The organism is Luteimonas abyssi (assembly GCF_001482195.1).
Taxonomy (GTDB): domain Bacteria; phylum Pseudomonadota; class Gammaproteobacteria; order Xanthomonadales; family Xanthomonadaceae; genus Luteimonas; species Luteimonas abyssi.
Genome location: NZ_KQ759763.1, coordinates 3,626,859 through 3,650,895 on the forward strand (window position 1 = coordinate 3,626,859; position 24,037 = coordinate 3,650,895).

General features: G+C 67.1%; 18 protein-coding genes, 2 tRNA genes and 3 rRNA genes. 11 read left to right on the forward strand and 12 right to left on the reverse strand.

From position 1 onward, the window contains the following. Nucleotides 1-23 precede the first annotated feature (23 nt). Nucleotides 24-923 (reverse strand): phenylalanine 4-monooxygenase, encoded by a 900-nt coding sequence (gene phhA, locus RG19_RS15605; RefSeq protein WP_058836080.1) that lies wholly within the window; start codon nt 921-923, stop codon nt 24-26. A gap of 129 nt (nt 924-1,052) precedes the next feature. On the opposite strand from phhA, the gene RG19_RS15610 reads away from it, so the two are divergent. The 3 genes from RG19_RS15610 to RG19_RS15620 all read left to right on the forward strand — a co-directional run bounded on the left by RG19_RS15610 (nt 1,053) and on the right by RG19_RS15620 (nt 2,591). After that, nucleotides 1,053-1,541: an Lrp/AsnC family transcriptional regulator gene (locus RG19_RS15610; protein WP_058836081.1), complete on the forward strand. Its 489-nt coding sequence runs from the start codon at nt 1,053-1,055 to the stop codon at nt 1,539-1,541. A gap of 77 nt (nt 1,542-1,618) precedes the next feature. Continuing rightward, complete coding sequence (locus tag RG19_RS15615; protein ID WP_058836082.1) at nt 1,619-1,810, forward strand: YqaE/Pmp3 family membrane protein; 192 nt, start codon at nt 1,619-1,621, stop codon at nt 1,808-1,810. A 1-nt stretch (nt 1,811) separates the two neighbouring features. Next, nucleotides 1,812-2,591 (forward strand): class I SAM-dependent methyltransferase, encoded by a 780-nt coding sequence (locus RG19_RS15620; RefSeq protein WP_058836083.1) that lies wholly within the window; start codon nt 1,812-1,814, stop codon nt 2,589-2,591. 148 nt (nt 2,592-2,739) lie between these two features. On the opposite strand, the gene RG19_RS15625 is transcribed toward RG19_RS15620, so the two are convergent. From RG19_RS15625 to RG19_RS15640, 4 genes are all read right to left on the reverse strand, one after another. Beyond that, nucleotides 2,740-3,786 (reverse strand): patatin-like phospholipase family protein, encoded by a 1,047-nt coding sequence (locus tag RG19_RS15625; protein WP_058836084.1) that lies wholly within the window; start codon nt 3,784-3,786, stop codon nt 2,740-2,742. A gap of 152 nt (nt 3,787-3,938) precedes the next feature. Next, nucleotides 3,939-4,451 (reverse strand): hypothetical protein, encoded by a 513-nt coding sequence (locus tag RG19_RS15630; protein WP_157515301.1) that lies wholly within the window; start codon nt 4,449-4,451, stop codon nt 3,939-3,941. Between the two features lie 29 nt (nt 4,452-4,480). Further along, entirely contained in the window at nt 4,481-6,187 is a 1,707-nt protein-coding gene (locus RG19_RS15635; RefSeq protein ID WP_058836086.1) for a M28 family metallopeptidase, read from the reverse strand. Between the two features lie 197 nt (nt 6,188-6,384). Next, the gene (locus RG19_RS15640; protein WP_058836673.1) at nt 6,385-7,164 is read right to left on the reverse strand and encodes a rhomboid family intramembrane serine protease; all 780 of its coding nucleotides are present in this window, start codon (nt 7,162-7,164) and stop codon (nt 6,385-6,387) included. Nucleotides 7,165-7,426: 262 nt separating this feature from the next. Between RG19_RS15640 and RG19_RS15645 the strand changes: the two genes are divergently transcribed. The 8 genes from RG19_RS15645 to RG19_RS15680 all read left to right on the forward strand — a co-directional run bounded on the left by RG19_RS15645 (nt 7,427) and on the right by RG19_RS15680 (nt 17,979). Continuing rightward, nucleotides 7,427-8,599: a class I SAM-dependent rRNA methyltransferase gene (locus tag RG19_RS15645; protein ID WP_058836087.1), complete on the forward strand. Its 1,173-nt coding sequence runs from the start codon at nt 7,427-7,429 to the stop codon at nt 8,597-8,599. Between the two features lie 516 nt (nt 8,600-9,115). Beyond that, nucleotides 9,116-10,660: ribosomal RNA gene (locus tag RG19_RS15650) — 16S ribosomal RNA — on the forward strand. 87 nt (nt 10,661-10,747) lie between these two features. Beyond that, nucleotides 10,748-10,823: transfer RNA gene (locus RG19_RS15655), tRNA-Ala, on the forward strand. A 14-nt stretch (nt 10,824-10,837) separates the two neighbouring features. Then, nucleotides 10,838-10,914 (forward strand) — tRNA-Ile (locus RG19_RS15660). Between the two features lie 228 nt (nt 10,915-11,142). Continuing rightward, a 23S ribosomal RNA gene (locus RG19_RS15665) occupies nt 11,143-14,022 on the forward strand. Nucleotides 14,023-14,181: 159 nt separating this feature from the next. Beyond that, nucleotides 14,182-14,295 (forward strand): 5S ribosomal RNA (gene rrf / locus RG19_RS15670). The 16S, 23S and 5S rRNA genes sit together here with 2 tRNA genes alongside, the layout of an rRNA operon. Before the next feature lie 674 nt (nt 14,296-14,969). Further along, nucleotides 14,970-16,118, forward strand: coding sequence for an aldo/keto reductase (locus tag RG19_RS15675; RefSeq protein ID WP_058836088.1), 1,149 nt, complete (start codon nt 14,970-14,972; stop codon nt 16,116-16,118). Between the two features lie 334 nt (nt 16,119-16,452). After that, nucleotides 16,453-17,979 carry a DNA recombination protein RmuC gene (locus tag RG19_RS15680; protein ID WP_058836089.1) on the forward strand — a complete coding sequence of 509 codons (1,527 nt, stop codon included), beginning with the start codon at nt 16,453-16,455 and terminating at the stop codon, nt 17,977-17,979. A gap of 144 nt (nt 17,980-18,123) precedes the next feature. Here RG19_RS15680 and RG19_RS15685 read toward each other — a convergent pair whose 3' ends face one another. From RG19_RS15685 to RG19_RS15715, 7 genes are all read right to left on the reverse strand, one after another. Beyond that, nucleotides 18,124-19,179, reverse strand: coding sequence for an MlaA family lipoprotein (locus RG19_RS15685; RefSeq protein WP_058836090.1), 1,056 nt, complete (start codon nt 19,177-19,179; stop codon nt 18,124-18,126). 41 nt (nt 19,180-19,220) lie between these two features. Continuing rightward, nucleotides 19,221-19,517 (reverse strand): STAS domain-containing protein, encoded by a 297-nt coding sequence (locus RG19_RS15690; protein WP_058836091.1) that lies wholly within the window; start codon nt 19,515-19,517, stop codon nt 19,221-19,223. Beyond that, entirely contained in the window at nt 19,501-20,163 is a 663-nt protein-coding gene (locus tag RG19_RS15695) for an MlaC/ttg2D family ABC transporter substrate-binding protein (protein ID WP_058836092.1), read from the reverse strand. The genes RG19_RS15690 and RG19_RS15695 overlap by 17 nt, the downstream gene beginning before the upstream one ends. Continuing rightward, nucleotides 20,160-20,705, reverse strand: a complete 546-nt coding sequence (gene mlaD, locus RG19_RS15700; RefSeq protein WP_058836093.1) for an outer membrane lipid asymmetry maintenance protein MlaD — start codon at nt 20,703-20,705, stop codon at nt 20,160-20,162. The genes RG19_RS15695 and mlaD overlap by 4 nt, the downstream gene beginning before the upstream one ends. 83 nt (nt 20,706-20,788) lie before the next feature. Beyond that, nucleotides 20,789-21,538, reverse strand: coding sequence for an MlaE family lipid ABC transporter permease subunit (locus tag RG19_RS15705; RefSeq protein ID WP_058836094.1), 750 nt, complete (start codon nt 21,536-21,538; stop codon nt 20,789-20,791). Further along, the gene (locus RG19_RS15710; RefSeq protein WP_058836095.1) at nt 21,538-22,323 is read right to left on the reverse strand and encodes an ABC transporter ATP-binding protein; all 786 of its coding nucleotides are present in this window, start codon (nt 22,321-22,323) and stop codon (nt 21,538-21,540) included. The genes RG19_RS15705 and RG19_RS15710 overlap by 1 nt, the downstream gene beginning before the upstream one ends. A 349-nt stretch (nt 22,324-22,672) precedes the next feature. Continuing rightward, nucleotides 22,673-23,917: an MFS transporter gene (locus RG19_RS15715; RefSeq protein WP_058836096.1), complete on the reverse strand. Its 1,245-nt coding sequence runs from the start codon at nt 23,915-23,917 to the stop codon at nt 22,673-22,675. Between the last annotated feature and the right edge of the window lie 120 nt (nt 23,918-24,037).

A 24,037-nucleotide genomic window follows, 5' to 3' on the forward strand; every position in this document is an offset into this window, starting at 1 on the left:
AAGCCGTGCGTGCGGCATCGCGCTCACACGTCGCCATCGGTCGCCCACCCTTCGCCGGTGCCGCGCTGGAACACGCGATCGTCGTCGCGCACGCCGCCGGCCGGCAGCGAATCCTGCGCCGCCAGACGCGCATAGATCGGCGTGAAGTCGGGCCGCGTAGCCTCCATCAGCTGCTCGAAGCCCTCGATGACGAAGTACGTCTTCTGGAAGGTGTCGATGCGGTAGCGCGTGCGCATGATCCGCTCCAGGTCGAAGCCGATCCGGTTGGGCGCGGCGCTGTCGAGGGCATGGATGCTCTCGCCCTTCGACGACACGATCCCGGCGCCGTAGATGCGCAGCCCGTCCGGCGTGTCGATCAGGCCGAACTCCACCGTGTACCAGTACAGCCGGGTCAGGTATTGCAGCGCCTCGGGGTCGATGCCGTGCGCCTTCACCCCGCCCTGCCCGTACGCCTGCATGTAATCGGCGAAGACCGGGTTCATGAGCAGCGGCACGTGGCCGAACAGGTCGTGGAAGAGATCGGGTTCCTCGATGTAGTCGATCTGGTCCGGGCGGCGGATCCACCAAGTCACCGGAAAACGCCGGTTCGCCAGATGGTCGAAGAAGTCGAGCTCGGGCAGCAGGCCCTCCACGCCGATCAGTGTCCAGCCGGTGGCCGCTTGCAGTTCGACGTTGAGGTCGGCGAATTTCGGGATCCGGTCGGGGGTCATGCCCATCGCGTCCTGCGCCTGCAGGAATTCGTCGCAGGCACGGCCGACCAGCAGTTCGCGCTGGCGTGCGTACAGCGTGGCCCAGGTCGCATGGTCGTCGGCGCTGTAGCCGTCCCACGGCTGCTCGACGATGCCGGTGGCATAGACCGGCACCTTGCCCTTGTCGGTGTGCAGGTTCTCGACGCGGCGTGGCGTGGTCTCGACGGCATTCATGGCGCGCTCCCGGGCGGCGATGTGGATTTCCAGCCTAGCGCTGAAACCGCGCAATCTGCTTGCGTTGTTGCTCGACATCCCGGAATTGGCGCAACATATCGACCATCTGCAACGATATGACGCAATAAAATGTCGTCGACCGTGTTCGATCGCCTCGACCTCCTGCTGCTGGCGGAACTCCAGCGCGGAGGCCGGCTCACCAATGCCGAGCTCGCCGAACGCGTCCACCTGTCGCCGTCGGCCACCCTGCGCCGGGTGCAGCGGCTGGAACGGGACGGCGTGATCGCCGGTTACCGGGCCGAGGTCGATCCGGAGCGCATCGGCCTCGGGCTTCAGGCGTTCGTGCGTGTGCAGCTGGAGCGCCATGGGACGGTCACGGTGGAGCGCTTCGCCGCGGCCGTCGACGCCTGGGATGAAGTGGTGGCCTGCCACGCGCTGACCGGGGACATGGATTACCTGCTCCACGTCATCGTGCAGGATCTCGATCACTTCTCGCGGTTCCTGCTCGACCGCCTGCTCAACGAGAGCGGCGTGGCGGACGTGAATTCCAGCTTCGTGCTGCGCACCGTCAAGCGGTTCGGCGGCCTGCCGTTGCCGCGCGAGGCCGCGGAACGCTGACGCTACACTGTGCCGGCTCGCCGCGGCCACCGGCGGCGCCCGTCCAGGGGGAACGTGGCCGACAAGGAGTCCGGACCGTGCGCCTTCTGCTCGCCCTGCTACTGCCCTGGCTGCAGTTCTTCACCATCGGCCGCCCGTTCGCGGGCCTGATCTGCCTGGTGCTGCAGATCACCCTGATCGGCTGGATCCCGGCCGCGATCTGGTCCGTCTATGCGCTCAGCCAGTACAAGACCGACCGGAAGATCGCCCGCGCGCTCGCGTCGCGCTGAAATGGATGTGATCGCCTACAACCGCAACGCCTGGAACCGGGAGGCGGAGGGCGGCAGCGCGTGGTCGATTCCGGTCGACGCCGACACGATCGCGGCGGCCCGCACCGGCGACTGGTCGGTGGTGCTGACGCCGCTGCGGGCGGTGCCGCGCGACTGGTTCGGCGACGTCGCAGGCCGCGACGTGCTCTGCCTGGCCTCGGGCGGCGGACAGCAGGCGCCGGTGCTGGCGGCGGCCGGCGCCACGGTGACCAGCTTCGACCTCTCCGACGCGCAGCTCGATCGCGACCGCACCCTGGCGCAGGCCCACGGCCTGCCGCTGTGCTGCGTACAGGGCGACATGCGCGATCTGTCCGCGTTCGGCGACGGCTGTTTCGATCTCGTCTTCCATCCGGTGTCGAACGTGTTCGTACCCGAGATACGGCCGGTGTGGGACGCGTGCCACCGTGTGTTGCGGCCGGGCGGCGTGTTGCTGGTCGGCTTCATGAACCCGGCGCTGTTCCTGTTCGATTTCGACGAATCGACCGACAGCGGGCAGCTGGTGGCGAAGTACCCGGCACCGTATGCCGAGCCCGGCAGCCTCGATGCCGACGCGCGCGCCCGCTTCGAACGCAGCGGCCGGCCGGCCGAGTTCGGCCACTCGCTGCAGGACCAGATCGGCGGCCAGCTCGAGGCCGGTTTCATGCTGACGGGGCTGTACGAGGACGGTTGGGCCGAGACCGCGATGCCGTTCGGACGTTACGCACCGGTCGCGGTGGCGACGCGCGCGATCAAGCCGGTCTGATGCCGGCCGGCCTGATGCCGCGTCGCAGTGACGAGGTCGTGCCGCACGCCGGCGAAACGATCTGACACGCACCGGCACGGCCTGGCGCACCGGAACCCGTCCGGAACGGCGGTCCGTCGGCGCCGGACAGGAGCGAACGCGCGTCGCGCTAGCCGCAGACCTGCGCATCGCGCCGGAACGGATTGAGCCGGCGCACCCAGGTGCTGCCGCAATCGACCTCGTCGGCCGCCGGTTCCGGCGCGGTCGGGGCCGGCCGCGGCGCGAGCGCCGCCGCGCGCTGCCGCTCGCGCTCGGCGATGGCGGCGCGGATCTGCGGCATCGCCGCCAGCGCGGCGCGTTCGCCCTGCAGGATCGCCTGCGCGCGCTGCTCGAAGCTGGCCGGGCCGATCTCGTCGACCTGCGGCCGGATCACCACCTCCGCCCGCGCGCGCTCCTCGGCACCGAGGCGTTGCCCCATGATCGCGATCGACTGGTTCACGATGCCCAGCAGGTGTTGCGGCGTACTGCCGCTGGCACGGGTGGAGATGTCCACGGCGATCACCAGGTCGGCGCCGAGCTGACGCGCGGCATCCACCGGCACCGGACTCACCACCCCGCCGTCGACGTAGCTGTGCTGGCCGATGCGCGCGGGTTCGAACACACCCGGCACGCTGCTCGATGCACGCACCGCCTGCCCGGTGTTGCCGCGCACGAAGACCACGCGGTCGCCGGTGTCCAGCCGCGTGGCCACGGCGGCGAAGGGCTTGCCCAGGCGCTCGATCGGCCGGCGGTCGACCTGCGCGTTGACGTAGTCCTGCAGCTTCTGGCCCTGGATCAGCCCGCCGGAAAACAGCCGCACGTCGCGGATGCTGGCCTCGTCCAGCGCCACCGACCGCTCCTGCAGGGCGAACGGATCCAGGCCGCTCGCGTACAGCGCGCCGACCACGCTGCCGGCGCTGGTGCCGGCGACCACATCGGCCTCGATCCCATTCGCCTCCAGGATCTTGATCACCCCGATGTGCGCGAAGCCCTTGGCCGCGCCGCCGCCCAGCGCGAGCCCGATGCGCAACGGTGGTGGCGGAGGCGGTGCGGGGACCGTCGAGGCTGGCGGGGTGCGCACGGGCGTCGGTTCACGGACTTCGCGACCGCCGCAGGCGGCGAGCGCCAGGACGAGCACGAGACCGAACGGGCGGAACGAAGCGGATGCGTGGCGCATGGGAGGGCCGGGCCGGAAGCGACGCGCCAGCATACGCAGCCGCGGGCACGACCGACTGAAAGAATCCGCAATGCGATGACCGTCGGGCGTCCGATGCACGGGACGTGCCGGCCGAGGCGGGGTGGCGGACCGCCCCGCAGCTGTTCCCGGCGTCAGCGGTTCGTGTCCGGAAACACGCCCTGGAGATCGCATGCGGCGGCGTCGCCGAAGCGGTCGTCTTCGGGCGCCGGTGCGGGGGCCGGCCGCCAGGTGTCGTCGTCGGGATCGAATTCGAACGCTGCCCAGCGCACGGCTTCCCGGAACCGTCCGCTGGCGGAGTCGTATCCGTAGTGCGCGATGCGCTCGCGGCACGGCCCGCGAAACGCGCAGTCGACGATACGGACGCCCAGGCCGTCGGCGTCGGGGACGAGTGCCGGAAACGTCTCGCTGCCGATGCGATCGAACACCACCTGCGCGTGCAGCCGGCCGTCGTCACCGCGCCACTGCAGCGCCAGCGCCTGGCGGTGATGCCCGAAGCCGACCGCTTCGGCGGCCTGTCGGTAACGCAGCTCGCCGACGTCCGGGAGCGCTTCGATGCGGCCATCGCGCACGTCGGCGGTGGACCAGTCCAGGCAGTCCGCGCGGGCCGTCGCGCCCAGCCCCGCGGTGACGATCAGCATCGTCACGCAGGCGATCCCCGTGTGGCCGCTGCGGGTCATCGTGACGGCGCGAACCGTTCCCCGAAGAAATCGCCATCGCGCCACACCGGACGGGCGTCCTCATCCGCCACGCGCGCGGCCAGTGCGGCCGACAGCCGTGCCAGGCGCGCGGCGTCGTCGTAGTGGATCGGTTGCGAGGCATCGTCGCAAGGTTGGTGGTAGCAGTTGCGCAGGTAATAGGTCAGCGCGACCTTCGGATCGCGTTCGCCGTCGGCCGAGATCGTGCCGCCGTCGAGATAGAGCGCCGGGATGCCGGCACGCACGAACGCGTAGTGGTCGCTGCGCACGAAGGTGACCTCCTCCGGGAACGGATCGTCGGACACCTCGATGCCCAGTTCGGCCGCGACGGCGTCGACCGTGTCGCCCAGGCTCGAGTGCTCGCGGCCGATCGCCACGATATCGGTGCTCGGCGCCAGCAGGACCGGCATGTCGATGTTGATGTTGGCGACCGGCTCGTGTCCGGCCGCCGCCGCCTGCTCGACGAACCAGCGTGCGCCCAGCAGGCCCTGCTCCTCCCCGGTGGTGGCGACGAACAGCTGGCTGCGCCGCGTGGGGCCGGCATCGACCAGGGTGCGCGCGGCCTCCAGCATGATCGCCACGCCGATGGCGTTGTCGAGCGCGCCGTTGTGGATGCGGTCGGCGTCCCCGTCGCCATCGGCGGCCAGGCCGACGTGGTCCAGGTGTGCGGTGTGCACCACGCTCTCGCCGGCCAGCGCGGCGTCGCGTCCGGGCAGGCGCGCGACCACGTTGCGCGATGCGAACGGCTCCAGGTGCGTACGTCCCGCCAGCGCCAGCGTGCCGGGCAGCTCGAAGCCGCGCAGCCTGCCTGCCCGGGCGTCGTCGAACAGCCGGGCCGCGGTGCGCTCCCCGTCGGCGAGGATGTAATCGGCGGCCGTGACCCCCACCGAGGCCACGGCCTGCAGCTGCGGGAAGCCATCGATGGCGCCGCCGTCCACATCGCGCAGCCGCATCGCCGCGTTGCGCCAGCTCGCGCGCTGCCGCGCCCACGGCAGGCGCGCCTCGGATTCGGGCGTCCCCACCAGCACCGCGCCCACCGCACCGCGCGCGGCGATCGCGGCCAACTTCTCCTGCAGCGAGGCGTGGAGCGCGCGGTGCGGGTCGTCGAAGGCCTCGGGCGTGCCCGGAAGCAACACCGCGATCCGTCCGTCCAGTTCGAGCCCTGCGAAATCGTCGTGATCGATCTCCGGCGCGTGGATGGCGTGGCCGACGAACACGGCGGGGGCTTCCAGCGCATGCGCCGGCGCGTTGAAGTTCGCCCACGGCAGGAACTGCTCGCCGAAGCGCAGCTCGTGCGTGCGGCCCGCGCGCGAGACCGCCAGCCGCGCGCCCGCCTCCTCCAGCGTCGCGCGCAGCAACGGTACGGTCTGGAAGAAGCCGCCTTCATCGCCGGCCGGCTCTAGGCCGGCATCGGCCAGCCGTGCGGCCACGTACGCCGCCGCCTGATCGTAACCGCGGGTGCCGGTTTCGCGGCCTTCCATCGCGTCGTCGGCCAGGCGCCGGAGATCGGCTTCGATGCGCTGCGATGCCGGATCGGACGATTGCGGCATCGCATCGGCGAGCGGCGGCAGTTCGGCGCCGTCGGTGCCGTGCGATGGCGGCGCGTCGCCGTCGCGGCCGGCCACGAACACGAATGCGGCGATCGCCACGATCGCCAGCACCACGGGAATCAGGAATCGGCGCATGCATCCGGTCCGGCAGAAGGTCGCCGGCGATTATGCAGGCTCGGCCCGGCGGCCCGCCCATGCGGCGCTCCCGGCGACGAACGCCGCGCCGGCTCCATCCAGTGCGGTGCACCGCCCTCCCCGACCATCGTCGCGCGTGCCCGGACAGCGCGGGAGCGCTGTCGCTGGGAGGACGGATCGCCGGCCGGATCGTCCGCTCAATCGCCGGGCGGCGCATCCTGCCGGCGCTGGGGGAAATCGAGCACCACCCCGCGCTGCTCCGGGGCGCGCCGCCACAGCACCGGCACGTCGCGCGGCGACGCCGGTTCGAACGTGCCGGCATCCAGCGCCGCCGCACGTGCGGCCTCTTCTTCCTCGATCTCCCAGCTGTAGCGTCGCCGTGGCGGCACCGGATCGGCGCGGCGGAACAGCCACGCCGCCGCCAGGCCGCCGAGCGCCCCGCCCAGATGCGACTGCCAGGACACGCCCGGCTCCTGCGGCAGGATCGTCAGCAACATGCCGCCGTAGAAGAAGAAGGCGATCATGCCGGCCGCGATCGACGGCCGGTCGCGGCGCAGCAGGCCGAGCACGAACACCAGGAACATCAACCCGTGGGTCACCCCGCTGGCGCCCAGATGGCGCGAGCCGGCATCTCCGAGCAGCCAGGCGCCCAGCCCGCTGCCCAGCCAGATCAGCGGCAGCGCCCGCAGCGTCGCCTTCGGATACACCGTCAGCGACAGCATTCCCAGCAGCAGCAGGGCCGACACGTTCGCGACCAGATGCGTCGGCGAGCCGTGCAGCAGCGGCGCGGTGAGGAGGCCCAGCAGGCCGGCCGGTTCCAGCGGGCGGACCGCGAACGGCGTCCAGTCCATCATTCCCTGCACGCCGAACATCACGCCGAGCAACGCAACGAAGGTCAGGCTGATCTTGGCGGCCATCGCCAGGCGTCGCCGGTCGGCGACGCGCTGGGCGGCCGGGTCGATGGGGTCGTCGGGCATGTCCAGGTGCATGCCCCGAGGATGGCGCCACCGCGCCGGGATGCAAGCCTACGGGGGGCGGGACAGTGTGGACCGCCGCCGTGTCGCGTGTGCCCTCGCCCCGCGAGCCTCGAACCGCGTCCGTACGGTGCGGCTTCCGCGCGCTGCACCGGGCACGCGACCGCCAACATCGGACGCCGCGCGCGCCGGCCGTGTGCCATCCACCGGCTCGGCGCGTCGGCCACCGCGCGTCCGCGGAGGCGGCCTCGCTTAGAATTCGCGGATGGACAACTCCCCCCTTCAGACCGTCCGCCTCAAGAATGCGTGGCGGTCCACCCACCCCTGGATCTTCCAGCGTCTGGTCGAGAAGCCGGCCCAGCGCCCCAAGCCCGGCGCCATCGTCGATGTCGCCGGCGTCGACGGCGTCTGGATCGGCCGCGGTTTCTACAATGGCCATTCGCGCATCGCGGTGCGCATTCTCGAGACCGATCCCGACGTCCCGGTGGATGCCGGCTGGTTCGCACGCCGCATCGCCGAGGCGGTCCGCCTGCGTCGCGACGTGCTGCGCCTGGATGACATCTCCGATGCCTGGCGCGTGGTGCACAGCGAGGGCGACGGCCTGTCCGGGCTGGTGGTGGATCGTTACGGCGACCTGCTCGTGGTCGAGTTCTTCAGTGCCGGCATGTTCCGCCACCGCGAATGGATCTACGACGCCCTGCGCGCCGAATTCCCCGGTTGCCGCTTCTACAGCTTCGCCGACGATCACGTGCAGAAGCAGGAGTCGTTCGACTTCCGCGGCACCGAGCCGGTGCCGGCTTCGATCATCACCGAGTACGGCATCCGTTTCCGTGCCGACCCGGCCGGCGCGCACAAGACCGGCTTCTTCGCCGACCAGCGCGAGAACCGCGAGTGGCTGTCGCATCGCGTCGCCGGCAAGCGCGTGCTCGACCTGTGCTGCAACACCGGCGGTTTCGGGATCTACGCCGCTGCCCGTGGCGCGGAAGAGGTGGTCGGCATCGACATCGACGAGGCCGTGCTCGACATCGCGCGCGGCAACGCGAAGTTGAACGACGCGCGCATGCGCTTCGTGCAGGCCGACATCTTCCCGTGGCTGCGCGACGCGGCCGCGCGTGGCGATGCTTACGACGTGGTCGTGCTCGATCCGGCCAAGATGACCCGGGATCGCGAGCAGGTCATTCCCGCGCTCAAGAAGTATCTCGACATGAACAAGCTCGCGTTGGGCGTGGTGAAGCCCGGTGGCCTGTTCGCGACGTTCTCGTGCACGGGACTCGTCAGCGAGGAACAGTTCCTCGACATGCTGCGACGTGCGGCCTTCTATGCCGGGCGCACCGTGCAGGTGCTCAAGGTGTCGGGCGCCGGTCCGGACCATCCGTTTCTCGCCAATGTGCAGGAGTCGCGCTATCTCAAGGCGGTGTTCTGCCGCGTCGTGGACTGACGTGCGCTCGCGACGAGCGTCGTCGTGCGGCGGTCGTCGACGTCCCGATTGAACGGATGCAAAAAAATTTCGCGAAAGGGCTTCCATCTTTCGCAAACGCATCGCACAATGCGCGCCCTTCCAGTGACGGCCAGATGACACGGCCTTCACCGGCTCTCTGAAGCGGACTTCCGCGGACGGCGAGGCAGGACTCCGGTCCAGCGGGGCGCGCGTCGAAACCTTCGAAAAAAGGTGTTGACGGAAGCGAAAAGCACGCTAGAATGGGCGGCTCACCTCGACGGAAACGTCGGAGTGCGAAAGAAGAAAGGAATGCGGCGCTGAGGCCGGTTCCGAAGATCTTTGACAGTGTACGCAGGAGACTTGTGCGGACGTCTGGCGGGTGGATGACCATCCACAAAACGCAGACGTTCGAAAGAGCACAAAGTCGATTCCAAGCATGCAAATGCGAGTGATTGATGACGAGTTCTGGACGACGACTGCACTCAAGCTATATAGGGCTTCGGCCTTAGTAAGACTTAAGTGAAGAGTTTGATCCTGGCTCAGAGTGAACGCTGGCGGCAGGCCTAACACATGCAAGTCGAACGGCAGCACGAGAGAGCTTGCTCTCTTGGTGGCGAGTGGCGGACGGGTGAGTAATACATCGGAATCTACCCTGTCGTGGGGGATAACGTAGGGAAACTTACGCTAATACCGCATACGACCTACGGGTGAAAGCAGGGGATCTTCGGACCTTGCGCGATTGGATGAGCCGATGTCGGATTAGCTAGTTGGCGGGGTAAAGGCCCACCAAGGCGACGATCCGTAGCTGGTCTGAGAGGATGATCAGCCACACTGGAACTGAGACACGGTCCAGACTCCTACGGGAGGCAGCAGTGGGGAATATTGGACAATGGGCGCAAGCCTGATCCAGCCATGCCGCGTGGGTGAAGAAGGCCTTCGGGTTGTAAAGCCCTTTTGTTGGGAAAGAAAAGCATTCGGTTAATACCCGAGTGTTCTGACGGTACCCAAAGAATAAGCACCGGCTAACTTCGTGCCAGCAGCCGCGGTAATACGAAGGGTGCAAGCGTTACTCGGAATTACTGGGCGTAAAGCGTGCGTAGGTGGTTTGTTAAGTCTGATGTGAAAGCCCTGGGCTCAACCTGGGAATTGCATTGGATACTGGCAGGCTAGAGTGCGGTAGAGGGTAGTGGAATTCCCGGTGTAGCAGTGAAATGCGTAGAGATCGGGAGGAACATCCGTGGCGAAGGCGACTACCTGGACCAGCACTGACACTGAGGCACGAAAGCGTGGGGAGCAAACAGGATTAGATACCCTGGTAGTCCACGCCCTAAACGATGCGAACTGGATGTTGGGTTCACTTTGGAACTCAGTATCGAAGCTAACGCGTTAAGTTCGCCGCCTGGGGAGTACGGTCGCAAGACTGAAACTCAAAGGAATTGACGGGGGCCCGCACAAGCGGTGGAGTATGTGGTTTAATTCGATGCAACGCGAAGAACCTTACCTGGCCTTGACATGCACGGAACTTTCCAGAGATGGATTGGTGCCTTCGGGAACCGTGACACAGGTGCTGCATGGCTGTCGTCAGCTCGTGTCGTGAGATGTTGGGTTAAGTCCCGCAACGAGCGCAACCCTTGTCCTTAGTTGCCAGCACGTAATGGTGGGAACTCTAAGGAGACCGCCGGTGACAAACCGGAGGAAGGTGGGGATGACGTCAAGTCATCATGGCCCTTACGGCCAGGGCTACACACGTACTACAATGGTGGGGACAGAGGGCTGCAAACCCGCGAGGGCAAGCCAATCCCAGAAACCCCATCTCAGTCCGGATCGGAGTCTGCAACTCGACTCCGTGAAGTCGGAATCGCTAGTAATCGCAGATCAGCATTGCTGCGGTGAATACGTTCCCGGGCCTTGTACACACCGCCCGTCACACCATGGGAGTTTGTTGCACCAGAAGCAGGTAGCCTAACCTTCGGGAGGGCGCTTGCCACGGTGTGGCCGATGACTGGGGTGAAGTCGTAACAAGGTAGCCGTATCGGAAGGTGCGGCTGGATCACCTCCTTTAGAGAACCGGATGGCTTTTGCCTTCCAGGCGTCCGCACAAGTAACCTGCATCCAGAAGTTCCGTTTCGACGGGACAGTCCCTTACACGGGGCCATAGCTCAGCTGGGAGAGCACCTGCTTTGCAAGCAGGGGGTCGTCGGTTCGATCCCGACTGGCTCCACCAGGGCAAGCGACATTGGGTCTGTAGCTCAGGTGGTTAGAGCGCACCCCTGATAAGGGTGAGGTCGGTGGTTCGAGTCCTCCCAGACCCACCATTTCTGGATGAAAGCGTACACATCAAGATTTTGAACGGCAGCAGCGCTGAAGCTGTGCCGGTTCTTTGAAAATTGGGATTGTAGCGAGCGTTGAAGATGAGTGTTGTCTACGACGTGTCGTGAGGCTAAGGCGGGAATCGCAAGATTCCTAATTTGAGTCGTTGCAATATTCGCGTCCGGGCTTTGTACCCCTGGACACAGCAACTCCGAGGCGACTTGGGGTTATATGGTCAAGCGAATAAGCGCACACGGTGGATGCCTTGGCGGTCAGAGGCGATGAAGGACGTGGTAGCCTGCGAAAAGTGTCGGGGAGCTGGCAACAAGCTTTGATCCGGCAATGTCCGAATGGGGGAACCCACCTCGCAAGAGGTATCGTATGGTGAATACATAGCCATACGAGGCGAACGCGGTGAACTGAAATATCTAAGTAACCGTAGGAAAAGAAATCAACCGAGATTCCCTGAGTAGTGACGAGCGAACGGGGAACAGCCCAAAAGTCTGCATGGTTCTAGCAAAACGGTCTGGAAAGGCCGGCCATAGACGGTGATAGCCCAGTATGTGAAAGGGCCACGCAGATGAAAAGTGAGTAGGGCGGGGCACGAGAAACCCTGTCTGAACATGGGGGGACCATCCTCCAAGGCTAAATACTCCTGACCGACCGATAGTGAACCAGTACCGTGAGGGAAAGGCGAAAAGAACCCCGGAGAGGGGAGTGAAATAGACCCTGAAACCGTGTGCGTACAAGCAGTAGGAGCCCTTCGGGGTGACTGCGTACCTTTTGTATAATGGGTCAGCGACTTATTGTTCGTGGCAAGCTTAACCGTATAGGGGAGGCGAAGGGAAACCGAGTCTGATAAGGGCGCATAGTCGCGGGCAATAGACCCGAAACCGGGTGATCTAGTCATGCCCAGGGTGAAGGTTGAGTAACATCAACTGGAGGCCCGAACCCACTCCCGTTGCAAAGGTAGGGGATGAGGTGTGATTAGGAGTGAAAAGCTAATCGAACCCGGAGATAGCTGGTTCTCCTCGAAAGCTATTTAGGTAGCGCCTCATGTGAATCCTCTCGGGGGTAGAGCACTGTTATGGCTAGGGGGTCATCGCGACTTACCAAACCATGGCAAACTCCGAATACCGAGACGGACTGCATGGGAGACACACGGCGGGTGCTAACGTCCGTCGTGAAAAGGGAAACAACCCAGACCCACAGCTAAGGTCCCCAATTCAGTGCTAAGTGGGAAACGATGTGGAAAGGCACAGACAGCCAGGAGGTTGGCTTAGAAGCAGCCACCCTTTAAAGAAAGCGTAATAGCTCACTGGTCGAGTCGGTCTGCGCGGAAGATTTAACGGGGCTAAAGCACTGAACCGAAGCTTGGGGTGCATAGCAATATGCGCGGTAGAGGAGCGTTCCGTAAGCCTGCGAAGGTGGATTGAGAAGTCTGCTGGAGGTATCGGAAGTGCGAATGCTGACATGAGTAACGACAATGCGGGTGAAAAGCCCGCACGCCGAAAGCCTAAGGTTTCCTTGCGCAACGTTAATCGGCGCAGGGTGAGTCGGCCCCTAAGGCGAGGCAGAAATGCGTAGTCGATGGGAAGCTGGTTAATATTCCAGCACCTCGCGTAAGTGCGATGGGGGGACGGAGAAGGGTAGGTGTACCGGGCGTTGGTTGTCCCGGGGAAAGGCGGTAGGTTTGGGACTTAGGCAAATCCGGGTCCCTTTAAGACCGAGCACCGAGACGAGCTCTTTGGAGCGAAGTCACTGATCCCACGCTTCCAGGAAAAGCCCCTAAGCTTCAGCTTACGCAGACCGTACCGTAAACCGACACAGGTGGGCAGGATGAGAATTCTAAGGCGCTTGAGAGAACTCGGGTGAAGGAACTAGGCAACATAGCACCGTAACTTCGGGAGAAGGTGCGCCCTTGATCGTGGCTGCATGCGCAGCTGAGCGATCGGGGGCCGCAGTGACCAGGCCGCTGCGACTGTTTATCAAAAACACAGGACTCTGCAAACACGAAAGTGGACGTATAGGGTCTGACGCCTGCCCGGTGCCGGAAGGTTAATTGATGGGGTCAGCCGCAAGGCGAAGCTCTTGATCGAAGCCCCGGTAAACGGCGGCCGTAACTATAACGGTCCTAAGGTAGCGAAATTCCTTGTCGGGTAAGTTCCGACCTGCACGAATGGCGTAACGATGGCGGCGCTGTCTCCACCCGAGACTCAGTGAAATTGAAATCGCTGTGAAGATGCAGCGTTCCCGTGGCAAGACGGAAAGACCCCGTGAACCTTTACTATAGCTTTACACTGAACGTTGAGTTCGTCTGTGTAGGATAGGTGGGAGGCTTTGAAACCATGGCGCTAGCTGTGGTGGAGCCATCCTTGAAATACCACCCTGTCGTGCTTGACGTTCTAACCTAGGCCCGTAATCCGGGTCGGGGACCGTGTATGGTGGGTAGTTTGACTGGGGCGGTCTCCTCCCAAAGAGTAACGGAGGAGCACGAAGGTACGCTCAGCGCGGTCGGACATCGCGCACTGTGTGCAAAGGCATAAGCGTGCTTGACTGCAAGATCGACGGATCAAGCAGGTACGAAAGTAGGTCTTAGTGATCCGGTGGTTCTGTATGGAAGGGCCATCGCTCAACGGATAAAAGGTACTCCGGGGATAACAGGCTGATACCGCCCAAGAGTTCATATCGACGGCGGTGTTTGGCACCTCGATGTCGGCTCATCACATCCTGGGGCTGTAGTCGGTCCCAAGGGTATGGCTGTTCGCCATTTAAAGTGGTACGCGAGCTGGGTTCAGAACGTCGTGAGACAGTTCGGTCCCTATCTGCCATGGGCGTTGGAGATTTGAGAGGGGCTGCTCCTAGTACGAGAGGACCGGAGTGGACGAACCTCTGGTGTTCCGGTTGTCACGCCAGTGGCACTGCCGGGTAGCTACGTTCGGAAACGATAACCGCTGAAAGCATCTAAGCGGGAAGCGTGCCTCAAGATGAGATCTCCCGGGAGCTTGACTCCCCTAAAGGAACCATCAAGACCAGGTGGTTGATAGGCTGGGTGTGTAAGCACAGCAATGTGTTGAGCTAACCAGTACTAATGATCCGTGCGGCTTGACCATATAACCTCAAGTGGCTTCGCCAATGCGAAGCGTCTAAGCCTCGCAACACGTCGAACAACTTCGATTCAAATGCTCGCTACAAACCCAACCCCATGAGAGCGTGAGCGCGATCCGTCTCCGGACTTCCGTCCAGACCGAACCGCGACCCTCCACCCTCTCCCTGGTGACAATAGCTGCGTGGAACCACCCGATCCCATTCCGAACTCGGAAGTGAAACGCGTACGCGCCGATGGTAGTGTGCATCTAGCATGCGAGAGTAGGTCATCGCCAGGGTCTTTACCCAAAACCCCCGCCGGACTCCGGCGGGGGTTTTTCTTTGCGCGTCCGCTTTCGACGGATTGGCTCGATTCATGGGCTGAGCCGGCGGCGTCGCCTTGTCGCGCCGCTTCATTGCGATGCCGCGCCCAGCCGGCCGGGCATCGCTCCTCCCTCGGTCAAGGCATCCTGCCTTGACTCGGGCGCGCGCCATCCACGGCGCGCTCGACGCGATACCCGGCCACCTGGACACGGCTCACCTCAACGTTCGCAGCGATGCTTCGATCGCCGCCAAGAGCGAAGCCGCGTTAGTGAATGGCCGATGCGGGGTTGCGGCCGGGGTGTGCGGAGAGCAGGCCAGGGATGGCCTGCGGCGGCGAGTCAAACATGGATGTTTGACCGAGCCGAGGAGCATGCCCCGGCCGCGGCGACGCGCCTGCCGAAGCCCTCATGCCCAACCGCTTCGGTTTACCGATGAGCCTCGTCAGTCGGGTCGGTCACCGAAGCGACGTGGTCGGTCAGGGCCTCGTGATCCACGGCCATTGCCATCCCACGCAGCAAACCCTTGGTCGTGAGGCGCTCCGGCGCCCCATTGCTGGGTGCAGGCCCGGACCTCGGAACGTCACCTATCGTCACGAAACATGCGCCAATGCGTTGGCATCCTGCAGCATCTTCAGTCAGGAGTCCTCGCGATGCCCACGCGCCGCCATGTCCTCACCGCCGCTGCCCTGGGCACCGCCGCACTCGCCACCTCCGTCTGGCGTCCGGCCCGTGCGCAACAGGCGCCGGGCGATCTGATGCCGACCCGGGGCGCCGTCCAGGACACCCCGCTGGCGCGCAACCGCCCGGGCGCGCGGTTCCGGCCGTCGACCCGGCTCGGTCTCGGCGGCGGACCCGCCGGGAACAACTGGGAGCCGATTCCGGACCAGCAGGTGCGCGACATGATCGGCGCCGCGTGGGACAGCGGGGTGCGCTACTTCGACAACTCGCCGTGGTACGGGCTGGGCCTGTCCGAGCGGCGGTTCGGCTCGGTCCTGCACGAGCACGATCCCGACGAGTACGTGATCTCGACCAAGGTCGGCCGGCTGCTGACCGCGGCCGACGCGCCGCCGGAGGTCAACTGGAAGCGGCCGCCTTCGTTCGATTATCGCTACGACTACAGCGCCGAAGGCACGCGCCGTTCGATCGAAGACAGCCTGCAGCGAATGGGCATTCCGCGGATCGATATCGTCTTCATCCACGATCTCGCGCCGAACAACCGTGAAATGGGCGAGCGCTGGACGGAGTACTTCGACCAGGCCGCGCGTGGTGCGATTCCCGAACTCGAGCGCATGCGTGACGAGGGCCTGATCCGCGCATGGGGGATGGGCGTGAACCATCCCGAGCCGGCCTTGCGTGCGCTCGATGCGGGGGATCCCGACATCATGCTGCTGGCCTGCCAGTACTCGATCCTCGATCACCAGCAGGCCCTGCGCGACACCTTTCCGAAGTTGGCCGCACGCGACGTCTCGGTGGTGGTCGGCTCGCCGCTGGCCGCGGGCTACGTGGTGGGCCGAGACCGCTACCTCTACGACGGCTCCATCCCGGAGTGGGCGCCTGCCCGTCGCGCAGCGCTGTATGCCGTGGCGGAGCGGCACGGGGTGGACCCGCGCACCGCCGCGCTGCAATTCGCCGACGCGCCCGAGGTGGTGTCCGCGGTCATCCCGGGCGCGCGCACCGCCGAACAGGCCGTGGCCAACAGCCGCTCCATGCAGGTCGCGATCCCGCCGGACTTCTGGGCCGAGCTGCGCCGTGAAGGCGTGATCGCCGAGGATGCGCCGGTGCCCGGACAGGCGACCTGAGCCGCCGCGCCCACCCCGGCCGAAGATCTGCGCTGTCGACCCGATCGCCAGCCCGCGTTCCGACCGATATCGCCCGATGACGTTGGACGCCACGGCCGCTGTCGACGTGCTCGCGCAGGGAACCTTCGTCCATCCGGTCGCCGGTCAGCGCTCGGCCGACGCCCGGGCGCCGTCGGTCGCGGCACCGCGCCGAGAGGGGGGGGCGAAAGCGCACCGGGAAGCGCGGCGTCCCGGATCGCGTCGCCTGGGGCGCCGTCCGCGCGTTGCCTTCGCGATGACGCACGCCGCGGACCGGCATCGCAGCCGTTGCGACCCACACCGCTAAACTGCGCGGATGGATCTCGTTCCCCTGCTGCTCGCGCTCGTGCTGCTCGCCGTCCTGGCGGCGGTCGTCCTGTTGTTCGTTCTGCTCCAGCGCCGGCCCGATGCCGGCGCCGACGCGCTCGCCGCCCGGCTGGAGGACGCGCTACGCGCCGAACAGCGTGAGGGCAGGATGGAGTTGCGTGGCGTGCTCGATGCGCAATCGGCGCATCTCGAACAGCGCATGGACGCGTTCGGCCAACGCATCGACGCCCTGACCGCGCGCATCGACGAGCGCCTGGCGGCGATGCGCGAGGCGATCGGCGAGGATGCGCGGCGCGCACGGGCCGAGGCGGTCGAGGCGCAACAGCGCTTCGGGGCCCAGCTCGGCGAACGGATGACCGAACTCACCGCGCGCACCGACCAGCGCCTCGAAGGCTTCGGCCAGCGACTGGAGGTGTTGCGTGCCACGTTCGCCGAGGATGCCCGCAAGGCCCGCCAGGAAGGCGGGGACGCACAGCAACGCGCGGCCGAGGCACTGGCCCAGCGCCTGACCGAGGTGACCCAGCGCAGCGAACAGCGCCTGGTCGAGATGCGTACGACGCTCGACCAGCAGCTGCAACGGCTGCAGGCCGACAACGCCGCCAGGCTCGAGCAGATGCGCGCCACCGTCGACGAAAAACTGCAGTCCACGCTGGAGGCGCGTCTGGGCGCGTCGTTCAAGCTGGTGTCCGAGCGGCTCGAGCAGGTCCAGCGCGGGCTCGGCGAAATGCAGCAGCTGGCCACCGGCGTGGGCGATCTCAAGCGCGTCCTGACCAACGTCAAGGACCGCGGTGGCTGGGGCGAGGTGCAGCTCGAATCGATTCTCGAACAGACCCTCACGGTCGAGCAGTACGCCCGCAGTGTGCGGGTGAAGCCCGACAGCGCCGAGGCGGTCGACTTCGCCGTGCGCCTGCCGGGTCGCCGGGACGACGATGCGACGGTGTGGCTCCCGGTCGACGCCAAGTTCCCCCGGGAGGACTACGAGCGGCTGATCGATGCGCAGGAACGCGGCGACGCGGATGCGGTGCGCACCAGCGCCGGGCAACTGGAGCGCGCCATCCGCATCCAGGCACGCTCGATTTCCGACAAGTACGTGGCCCCGCCGCACACCACCGACTTCGCGGTCATGTTCCTGCCGACCGAGGGCCTCTACGCGGAGACGATCCGCCGGCCGGGCCTGGTCGACGCGCTCCAGCGCGAGCACCGCGTGGTGCTCGCGGGGCCGACCACGATCACCGCCTTGCTCAACAGCCTGCAGATGGGATTCCGCACGCTGGCGATCGAGAAGCGCTCGAGCGAGGTCTGGCAGGTCCTGGGCGCGGTGAAGACCGAGTTCGGCAAGTTCGCCACGGTGCTCGAGCGCGCCGCCAGCCAGCTCGATACGGTGCAGAACAGCATCAAGCAGACCGGCGTGCGCACGCGTGCGATCGAGCGCAAGCTGCGTGCGGTGGAGTCGCTGCCGGGCGAGGACGCGCAGGCACTGCTCGGTGACGACGCCGAGGGCGACGGCGAGGCATGACGCCTGGCGCGCGTTCGGGTCTCGAGCCGGCCAGGGCCGGGTAGGGCGCCGACTCGCCGCAACTGGAGCCCCGCGCTACGCCGCGTCCGCTGACCCGATCCCGCGCGTCGTCCCGGCACGGCGCGGACGAACGCGCCTGCCGCCTCAGTTCGAGCCGGGAATCATCGGGATCGCGTCGGCGGGAACGGTCGGCATCGCCTCGTCGTCGAGCAGATAGTCCGGCAGGTTCTCGTCGCCTTCGCGGTCGCCGAAGATCTGGTACTGGCGACGTTGCATCCAGGCGTCGCGGATCAACGCGTATTCGTCGGCCGCGCCTTCGCGCATCCGGTCGACCACGAACAACTGCGCGCGCACGTCCACCAGCTGCAGGCCCTGCAATGCGTAGCGGGTGCCGTCGTCGTCGATCTGCCGCACCGGCGACAGCGGGGCGTCGCCGGCCAGGCCGAAGGTGTCGCGTACCGTGCGCGGGCCGAAGAAGGGCAGCTCCAGATAGCGCGAGTTCTCCCAGCCCCAGACGCCGAGCGTCTGCCCGAAGTCCTCGCTGCGGAACGGGATGCCGGCGTCGCTGGCGGGATCGAAGATGCCGCCGATGCCCAGGGTGAAATTCAACACGAAGCGGCCCAGCGCCTGCCCGGCCTCCTTCGGCTTGCCCTGCAGCAGCGCGTTGAGCGCGCTGACCGGCTGGCCGAGATTGCTGAAGAAGTTGGTCACGCCCAGGCGCGCCGGACGCGGCACGACGGTCACGTAGCCGCGTGCGAGCGGCCGGGCGATGGCGCGGTCGACCACGTTGTTGAAGCTGTGCATCCGGCGGTTGAACGGCTCCCAGGGATCGTAGGCGACCCCACCCTGCGCGCCTTCGGGCCGGCTCGGATCGTACGGCGCCTCGCCGTAGATCTCGGCGAAATCCAGCTCTTCCTGGGTCGGCGCCAGCACCGGCTCGCCGCCGGCATCCGGACGGTACGCGCCCTCGGCCTGCGCTTCGGCCGCCAGGTCCGCGTCCAGCGGCGGGACATCGTTCGCGGTGCCATCGGGCGGGGGCGCGTATGCGTCGGCAGCCGAGGCCACCGGACCGGCATCGTGCGCGGGCACGGCGTCGTAGGCGTCCGCAGGGGCCGATGAGCGCGCGTTCTGCTGGCCGCCCGCGCACGCGGCGAGGGTGGTCAGCAACAGGGCGGGGAGAACGAGGCGGGCAGGCTGCATGGGGGAGGGCGTCCTGGAGATGCACCACGCGGGGGAACGCGTCAGGTGCGACTGAAATCGAGATCCGTCTGCATACGGTACGCAGCGCCGAGCTCGGCCAGTCCGGCGGGGGAGCCGGCGACCGTGATGCCGCCGCCGGCGCGGGCGGCGAGTTCCACCAGCAAGGCGAGCCCCGCGCTGTCGATGCGGGGCACCGCACTCAAATCGAAGCGGCGGACGCCGTCGAGCGCGCGCAGCGCCGGGGACCACAGCCCCGCGACGGCGTCGCGCAGCAGCGGCCCGGCGAACGCGAGCGTGTCGGCGTCGCGGCGGACGCTGGCGTCAGTCGACGTCGGCATCGGCCTGCAACCGCCCGCTACGCAGTTCGTTGGCCACCTGGCGGATCGACTTCTGCTGCAGTTCGGTGTCGAACTGGCGGCGGAACGTGCTCACGAAGCTCACGCCCTCCACCTGCACATCGAACACCTTCCACTGGCCGCCGGACTGACGCATCAGGTAGTCGACCGGCACCGGATCGCCGCCCTGGCGCACCAGCTCGCTGGCCACGCGCACGCCGAGACCGCGCGGCAGTTCGCTCTCGGAGCGGATGCGCGGGGTCAGGCGCACGTTGAAGTCGAGCAGCGAGCCGCCGTAGCGGCTGAGCAGGCTCTCGGAGAGCGCCTGGGCGAACAGCTGGATATCGGCCTCGCTGGCGCCACGACCGTGACGGCCCAGCACCTGGCGGGCGGCGTAGTCGCGGTCGAAGATCGTGTCGAACTCGTCGCGCAGGAAGCTGTCGAGCGTGCCGCGGTTGGCGGTGAACTCGGCGCGGCGGGTCTCCAGCGCGTTGAGGATGCGCTGGGTGTTCTCCAGCACCAGGCGGCTGGGCTCGCCCTGGGCCTGGCCGGCGGCGGCGCGGGTCGGCTGTTGCTGCGCCTGGGCGAGGGCGGGAACGCCGGCGAACAGGCCGGCGGCGATGGCGATGGCGATCAGGGAACGGGTCATGGCAGGGGCTCCTCGCTGGGGGCGGGCGGGGGTGGGACGTCCTGGGCGGGCGCGGCGGCAGGCGTGTCGCCGCCGGCACCGGGGGGACCGCTGAACATGTAACGGCCGACCATCTGGATCAGATCGACGGCGGGTGTGGTGAAGGCGACTTCTTCGCCCGGCTGCAGATTCTCCAGGTCACCGCCCGGCTGCAGGTCGACGTAGCTCTCGCCCAGCAAGCCGCCGGTCAGGATCGAGGCGGAGGTGTCGCTCGGCAGCTCGGAGTAGCGGCGGTCGATGGCCAGCGTGGCGATCGAGTCGAAGCGCACCGGATCGAGGTCGATCTTCGACACCCGACCGATGTTCACCCCGCCCACGCGCACCGGCGCCTGCGCGCGCAGCTGGCCGATGTTGCTGAAACGGGCGGTGATCTCGTAGGTGTTGGTGGAGAAGCCGAAGCGGTTGTTGGTGGAGGCGATCGCCAGCACCAGCACCGACCCCAGCGCCAGCAACAGGAACGCGCCGACGGCGAATTCGAGGCGGGGACCACGTGCGCTGCTCATCGGGGGTTCCTCATCGGCGGGTTGTTGGCGGCTCTCATGGCGGTTCTACCTTGCGGAATGGAGGTCATGGTCGGGATCCCGCCTCAACGGAACAGGAACGCCGACAGGACGAAATTGAACATCAGCACCAGCAGCGAGGCGTTCACCACCGCGCGGGTGGTCGCCACCGAGGTGCCTTCAATGGTGGGCTCGGCGTGATAGCCGACGTAGGCCGCGACCAGGGCCGAGGTGCCGCCGAACACGGCCGACTTCAGGAACGCGGTGAGGAAATCGGTGCGGAAATCCACCGCGTCCTTCATCGCCTGCCAGAAGGTGCCGTTGTCGATGCCCAGCACGTGCACGGCCTGGAAATAACTGGCCGCGATGGCGAACGTGCAGAAGAACGCCACCAGCAGCGGCACCGTCAGCACCGCCGCCCAGAAACGCGGGGCGACGGCCTTGCCGACCGGATCGATCGCCATAAGGCCGAGCGCGGTGATCTGGTCGGTGGCGCGCATCAGGCCGAGTTCCGCGGCGATCGACGACCCCGCGCGGCCGACGAACAGCAGCGCGGTCAGCACCGGCGCCAGTTCGCGGTACAGGCCAAGGCCGATCAGGATGCTGACCTGGTCGGCGGCACCGTAGGTTTCCAGCGCGCGATACCCCAGCAGCGTCAGCGACAGGCCCACGAAGGCGCCGCCCACCGCGATGATCGGCAGCGTGCGCGCGCCGACCTTGTAGATCTCGCGGACCAGTTCGGCGAAGAAATCGGCGGTCGGCTTCGATGCGCGCAGCACCGACAGCGAGAACATCCCGGCACGGCCGATCGAACGGATCGAGGCGGCGAAAGGCATCACGCCACCTCTCGACGCTGGGCGTCGAACGCGATCGGGCCGTCGGGGCGGCCGTCGAGGAACTGCCGCACCAGCGGATCCTGCGTCTGCTGCAGTTCCGCCGGCGTGCCGCTGAAGACGATGCGGCCGTCGGCGATCACCAGCGCGCGGTCGGCCACCGGCAGGGTCTCGTGCACGTGGTGGGTCACGATGATGCTGGTCAGGCCGAGGCTGGCGTTGAGCCGCGCGATCAGGCTCATGATCACGCCCGAGGCGATCGGGTCGAGCCCGGTCAGCGGCTCGTCGTAGATCATCAGCGGCGGATCCAGTGCCAGGGCGCGCGCCAGGGCGACGCGACGCGCCATGCCGCCCGACAGTTCGCGGGGATAGAGATCGCCGGCCGCACGCAGGCCCACCGCATGCAGCTTCATCTCGACCAGCCGCGCGATCACCGCCTTGGGCAGGCGGGTATGGGTGCGCAAGGGCAGGGCGACGTTCTCGGCCGAGGTGAGGTCGGTCAGCAGCCCGTTGCCCTGCAGCAGCACGCCGATGCTCTTGCGGGTCTCCAGCAGATCGCGCTGCCGCTCCGGCAGCGGACGACCGAACACCTCCAACCGGCCCGTGGACGGACGCAACTCGCCGGTCAGCGCGGACAGCAGCGTGGACTTGCCCGAGCCCGACGGGCCCAGCACGGCGGTCACCGAGCCGGCCGGAACGACCAGGTCGATGCCGGACAGGATGGTGCGGCGTCCGCGATCGAGGCGGACATCCTGCAGGCGCACGGCGGGGGTGGGGGCGTCGGTCATGCGTGTCCGTCGGGAAGCGAAAAGCCTGAAGAGGCAAAAAACCCGTTCATCTTTGCGCGATGGGCCTGAATGTTAACCCATCAACTGTACTCGTCAGTACTGAAATTGTGCCGTCAGTGGGCCGGTGTGTATCGGCATCGCGCCCGGATCGCCCCGGATTCCCTTCTCCCGCGTGCGGGAGAAGGTGCCCCGCAGGGGCGGATGAGGGTGCTTTCGGAAACGCCGTCTCCGTCCCCGCCCTCACCCCAACCCCTCTCCCGCAAGCGGGAGAGGGGCGAAGGTGCCAGGCAGGCGTCGCTCCGCTGGGGCGAGCGGGATCAGGGGGGATGCGGGGGAGTTGGATTCGGTTTTAATGGGGATCCCATTCGTCTTCGAGTTGCCGCGGCCGGTTCACCAGCACCCCGCCGGCCAGCAGCACCACCAGACACAGGCCCAGGAACGCGAACGACAGGCCCCAGCCATGGCTGGCCTCGTGCAGCCAGCCGAACACCAGCGGTCCCGCGCACGACAGCGCGTAGCCCACGCCCTGGGTGAAGCCCGACAGCGCCGCCGCACCCTCGGCGGTGCGCGTGCGCAGGTTGATCAGGGTCAGCGCCAGCGGAAACGTCGCCGGTCCCAGGCCCAGCAGGAACACCCACAGCATCGTGCCGCGCAGCGGCGACAGCAGCAGGCCGAGGTAGGCCAGCACCAGCACGCCCGCGCACATCGCCACCAGCCACAACGGCCGCCGCAGGCGCACCGCCAGCAGCGGCATCGTCAACGACGACGCCAGCCCCAGCACCGAGAACATCCCGACCATGTTGCCGCCCAGCGCACGGTCGCCGCCGGCCTCGACCAGGATCGCCGGCAGCCAGGTGAACACCGTATACGTCGCCAGCGAGGTCATGCCGAACATCAACGCCATGCCCCAGGCCAGCGGCAACCGCCACAGCGGCCGTCGCGCGTGGTGCACGCCGTGCCCGACCCCGTCCGACAGCCTGGCCGCATCCACCGCCAGCGGGTGCACCTGCGGCGGTGCGCGCATCAGCACGACCATCCAGGGCACCGCCGCCGCCACCGCCGGGATCGCCCAGCTGGCCAGCGACGCCGGCCAGCCGATCCGCGCCGACAGCGGCACCGCCACGAACGCCGGCAGGAACGTGCCCACCTGCAGCACCGAGATGTAGGCCATGCTCAGCGGCCCGATGCGGTCGGGGAAATAGCGCTTCACCAGCGGCGGCAGCACCACGTTGCCCACGCCCATGCCGGCCAGCGCGGCGGTCGAGGCCGCCAGCAGCGCCGCGGTGTCGCCGGAGACGCCGCGCAGCAGCGAGCCGACCGCGGTCAGTCCCATCGCCAGCAACACAGTGCGCTCGAGGCCGAGCCGGTGCGCGATGCGCGGGGTGAGCACGCCGGTCACCGCGAACGCCAGCGTCGGCAGCATGCCGAACAGGCCGATCACCGTGGCGCCGAAGCCGAGGTCCTCGCTCACGCGGTCGAGCACGGGCGTCAGCGCGGTCACCGCGGTACGCAGGTTGAACGCCGACAACAGGATGCCGAACAGCGCGACCAGACGGCCGCGCCAGGCGGGAGCGGTGGGGGACATGGACGTCATTATCCGCGACCGCACCCCGGCGTGTCGCACGCGCGGACGTGCCCGATGTGGCGGTTCGCCGCGTCACCCCCGCACGCGCAGGTGTCGCGGTGTTGCCGCGGTACCCGGTATCGCCGGCTG

Excerpts from the sequence above, each read along its gene's own strand:
- phhA (WP_058836080.1), bottom strand. The coding sequence starts at position 923 with ATGAATGCCGTCGAGACCACGCCACGCCGCGTCGAGAACCTGCACACC.
- RG19_RS15610 (WP_058836081.1), top strand. The coding sequence starts at position 1,053 with ATGTCGTCGACCGTGTTCGATCGCCTCGACCTCCTGCTGCTGGCGGAA.
- RG19_RS15620 (WP_058836083.1), top strand. The coding sequence starts at position 1,812 with ATGGATGTGATCGCCTACAACCGCAACGCCTGGAACCGGGAGGCGGAG.
- RG19_RS15625 (WP_058836084.1), bottom strand. The coding sequence starts at position 3,786 with ATGCGCCACGCATCCGCTTCGTTCCGCCCGTTCGGTCTCGTGCTCGTC.
- RG19_RS15635 (WP_058836086.1), bottom strand. The coding sequence starts at position 6,187 with ATGCGCCGATTCCTGATTCCCGTGGTGCTGGCGATCGTGGCGATCGCC.
- RG19_RS15640 (WP_058836673.1), bottom strand. The coding sequence starts at position 7,164 with ATGCCCGACGACCCCATCGACCCGGCCGCCCAGCGCGTCGCCGACCGG.
- RG19_RS15645 (WP_058836087.1), top strand. The coding sequence starts at position 7,427 with ATGGACAACTCCCCCCTTCAGACCGTCCGCCTCAAGAATGCGTGGCGG.
- RG19_RS15675 (WP_058836088.1), top strand. The coding sequence starts at position 14,970 with ATGCCCACGCGCCGCCATGTCCTCACCGCCGCTGCCCTGGGCACCGCC.
- RG19_RS15680 (WP_058836089.1), top strand. The coding sequence starts at position 16,453 with ATGGATCTCGTTCCCCTGCTGCTCGCGCTCGTGCTGCTCGCCGTCCTG.
- RG19_RS15685 (WP_058836090.1), bottom strand. The coding sequence starts at position 19,179 with ATGCAGCCTGCCCGCCTCGTTCTCCCCGCCCTGTTGCTGACCACCCTC.
- RG19_RS15690 (WP_058836091.1), bottom strand. The coding sequence starts at position 19,517 with ATGCCGACGTCGACTGACGCCAGCGTCCGCCGCGACGCCGACACGCTC.
- RG19_RS15695 (WP_058836092.1), bottom strand. The coding sequence starts at position 20,163 with ATGACCCGTTCCCTGATCGCCATCGCCATCGCCGCCGGCCTGTTCGCC.
- mlaD (WP_058836093.1), bottom strand. The coding sequence starts at position 20,705 with ATGAGCAGCGCACGTGGTCCCCGCCTCGAATTCGCCGTCGGCGCGTTC.
- RG19_RS15705 (WP_058836094.1), bottom strand. The coding sequence starts at position 21,538 with ATGCCTTTCGCCGCCTCGATCCGTTCGATCGGCCGTGCCGGGATGTTC.
- RG19_RS15710 (WP_058836095.1), bottom strand. The coding sequence starts at position 22,323 with ATGACCGACGCCCCCACCCCCGCCGTGCGCCTGCAGGATGTCCGCCTC.
- RG19_RS15715 (WP_058836096.1), bottom strand. The coding sequence starts at position 23,917 with ATGACGTCCATGTCCCCCACCGCTCCCGCCTGGCGCGGCCGTCTGGTC.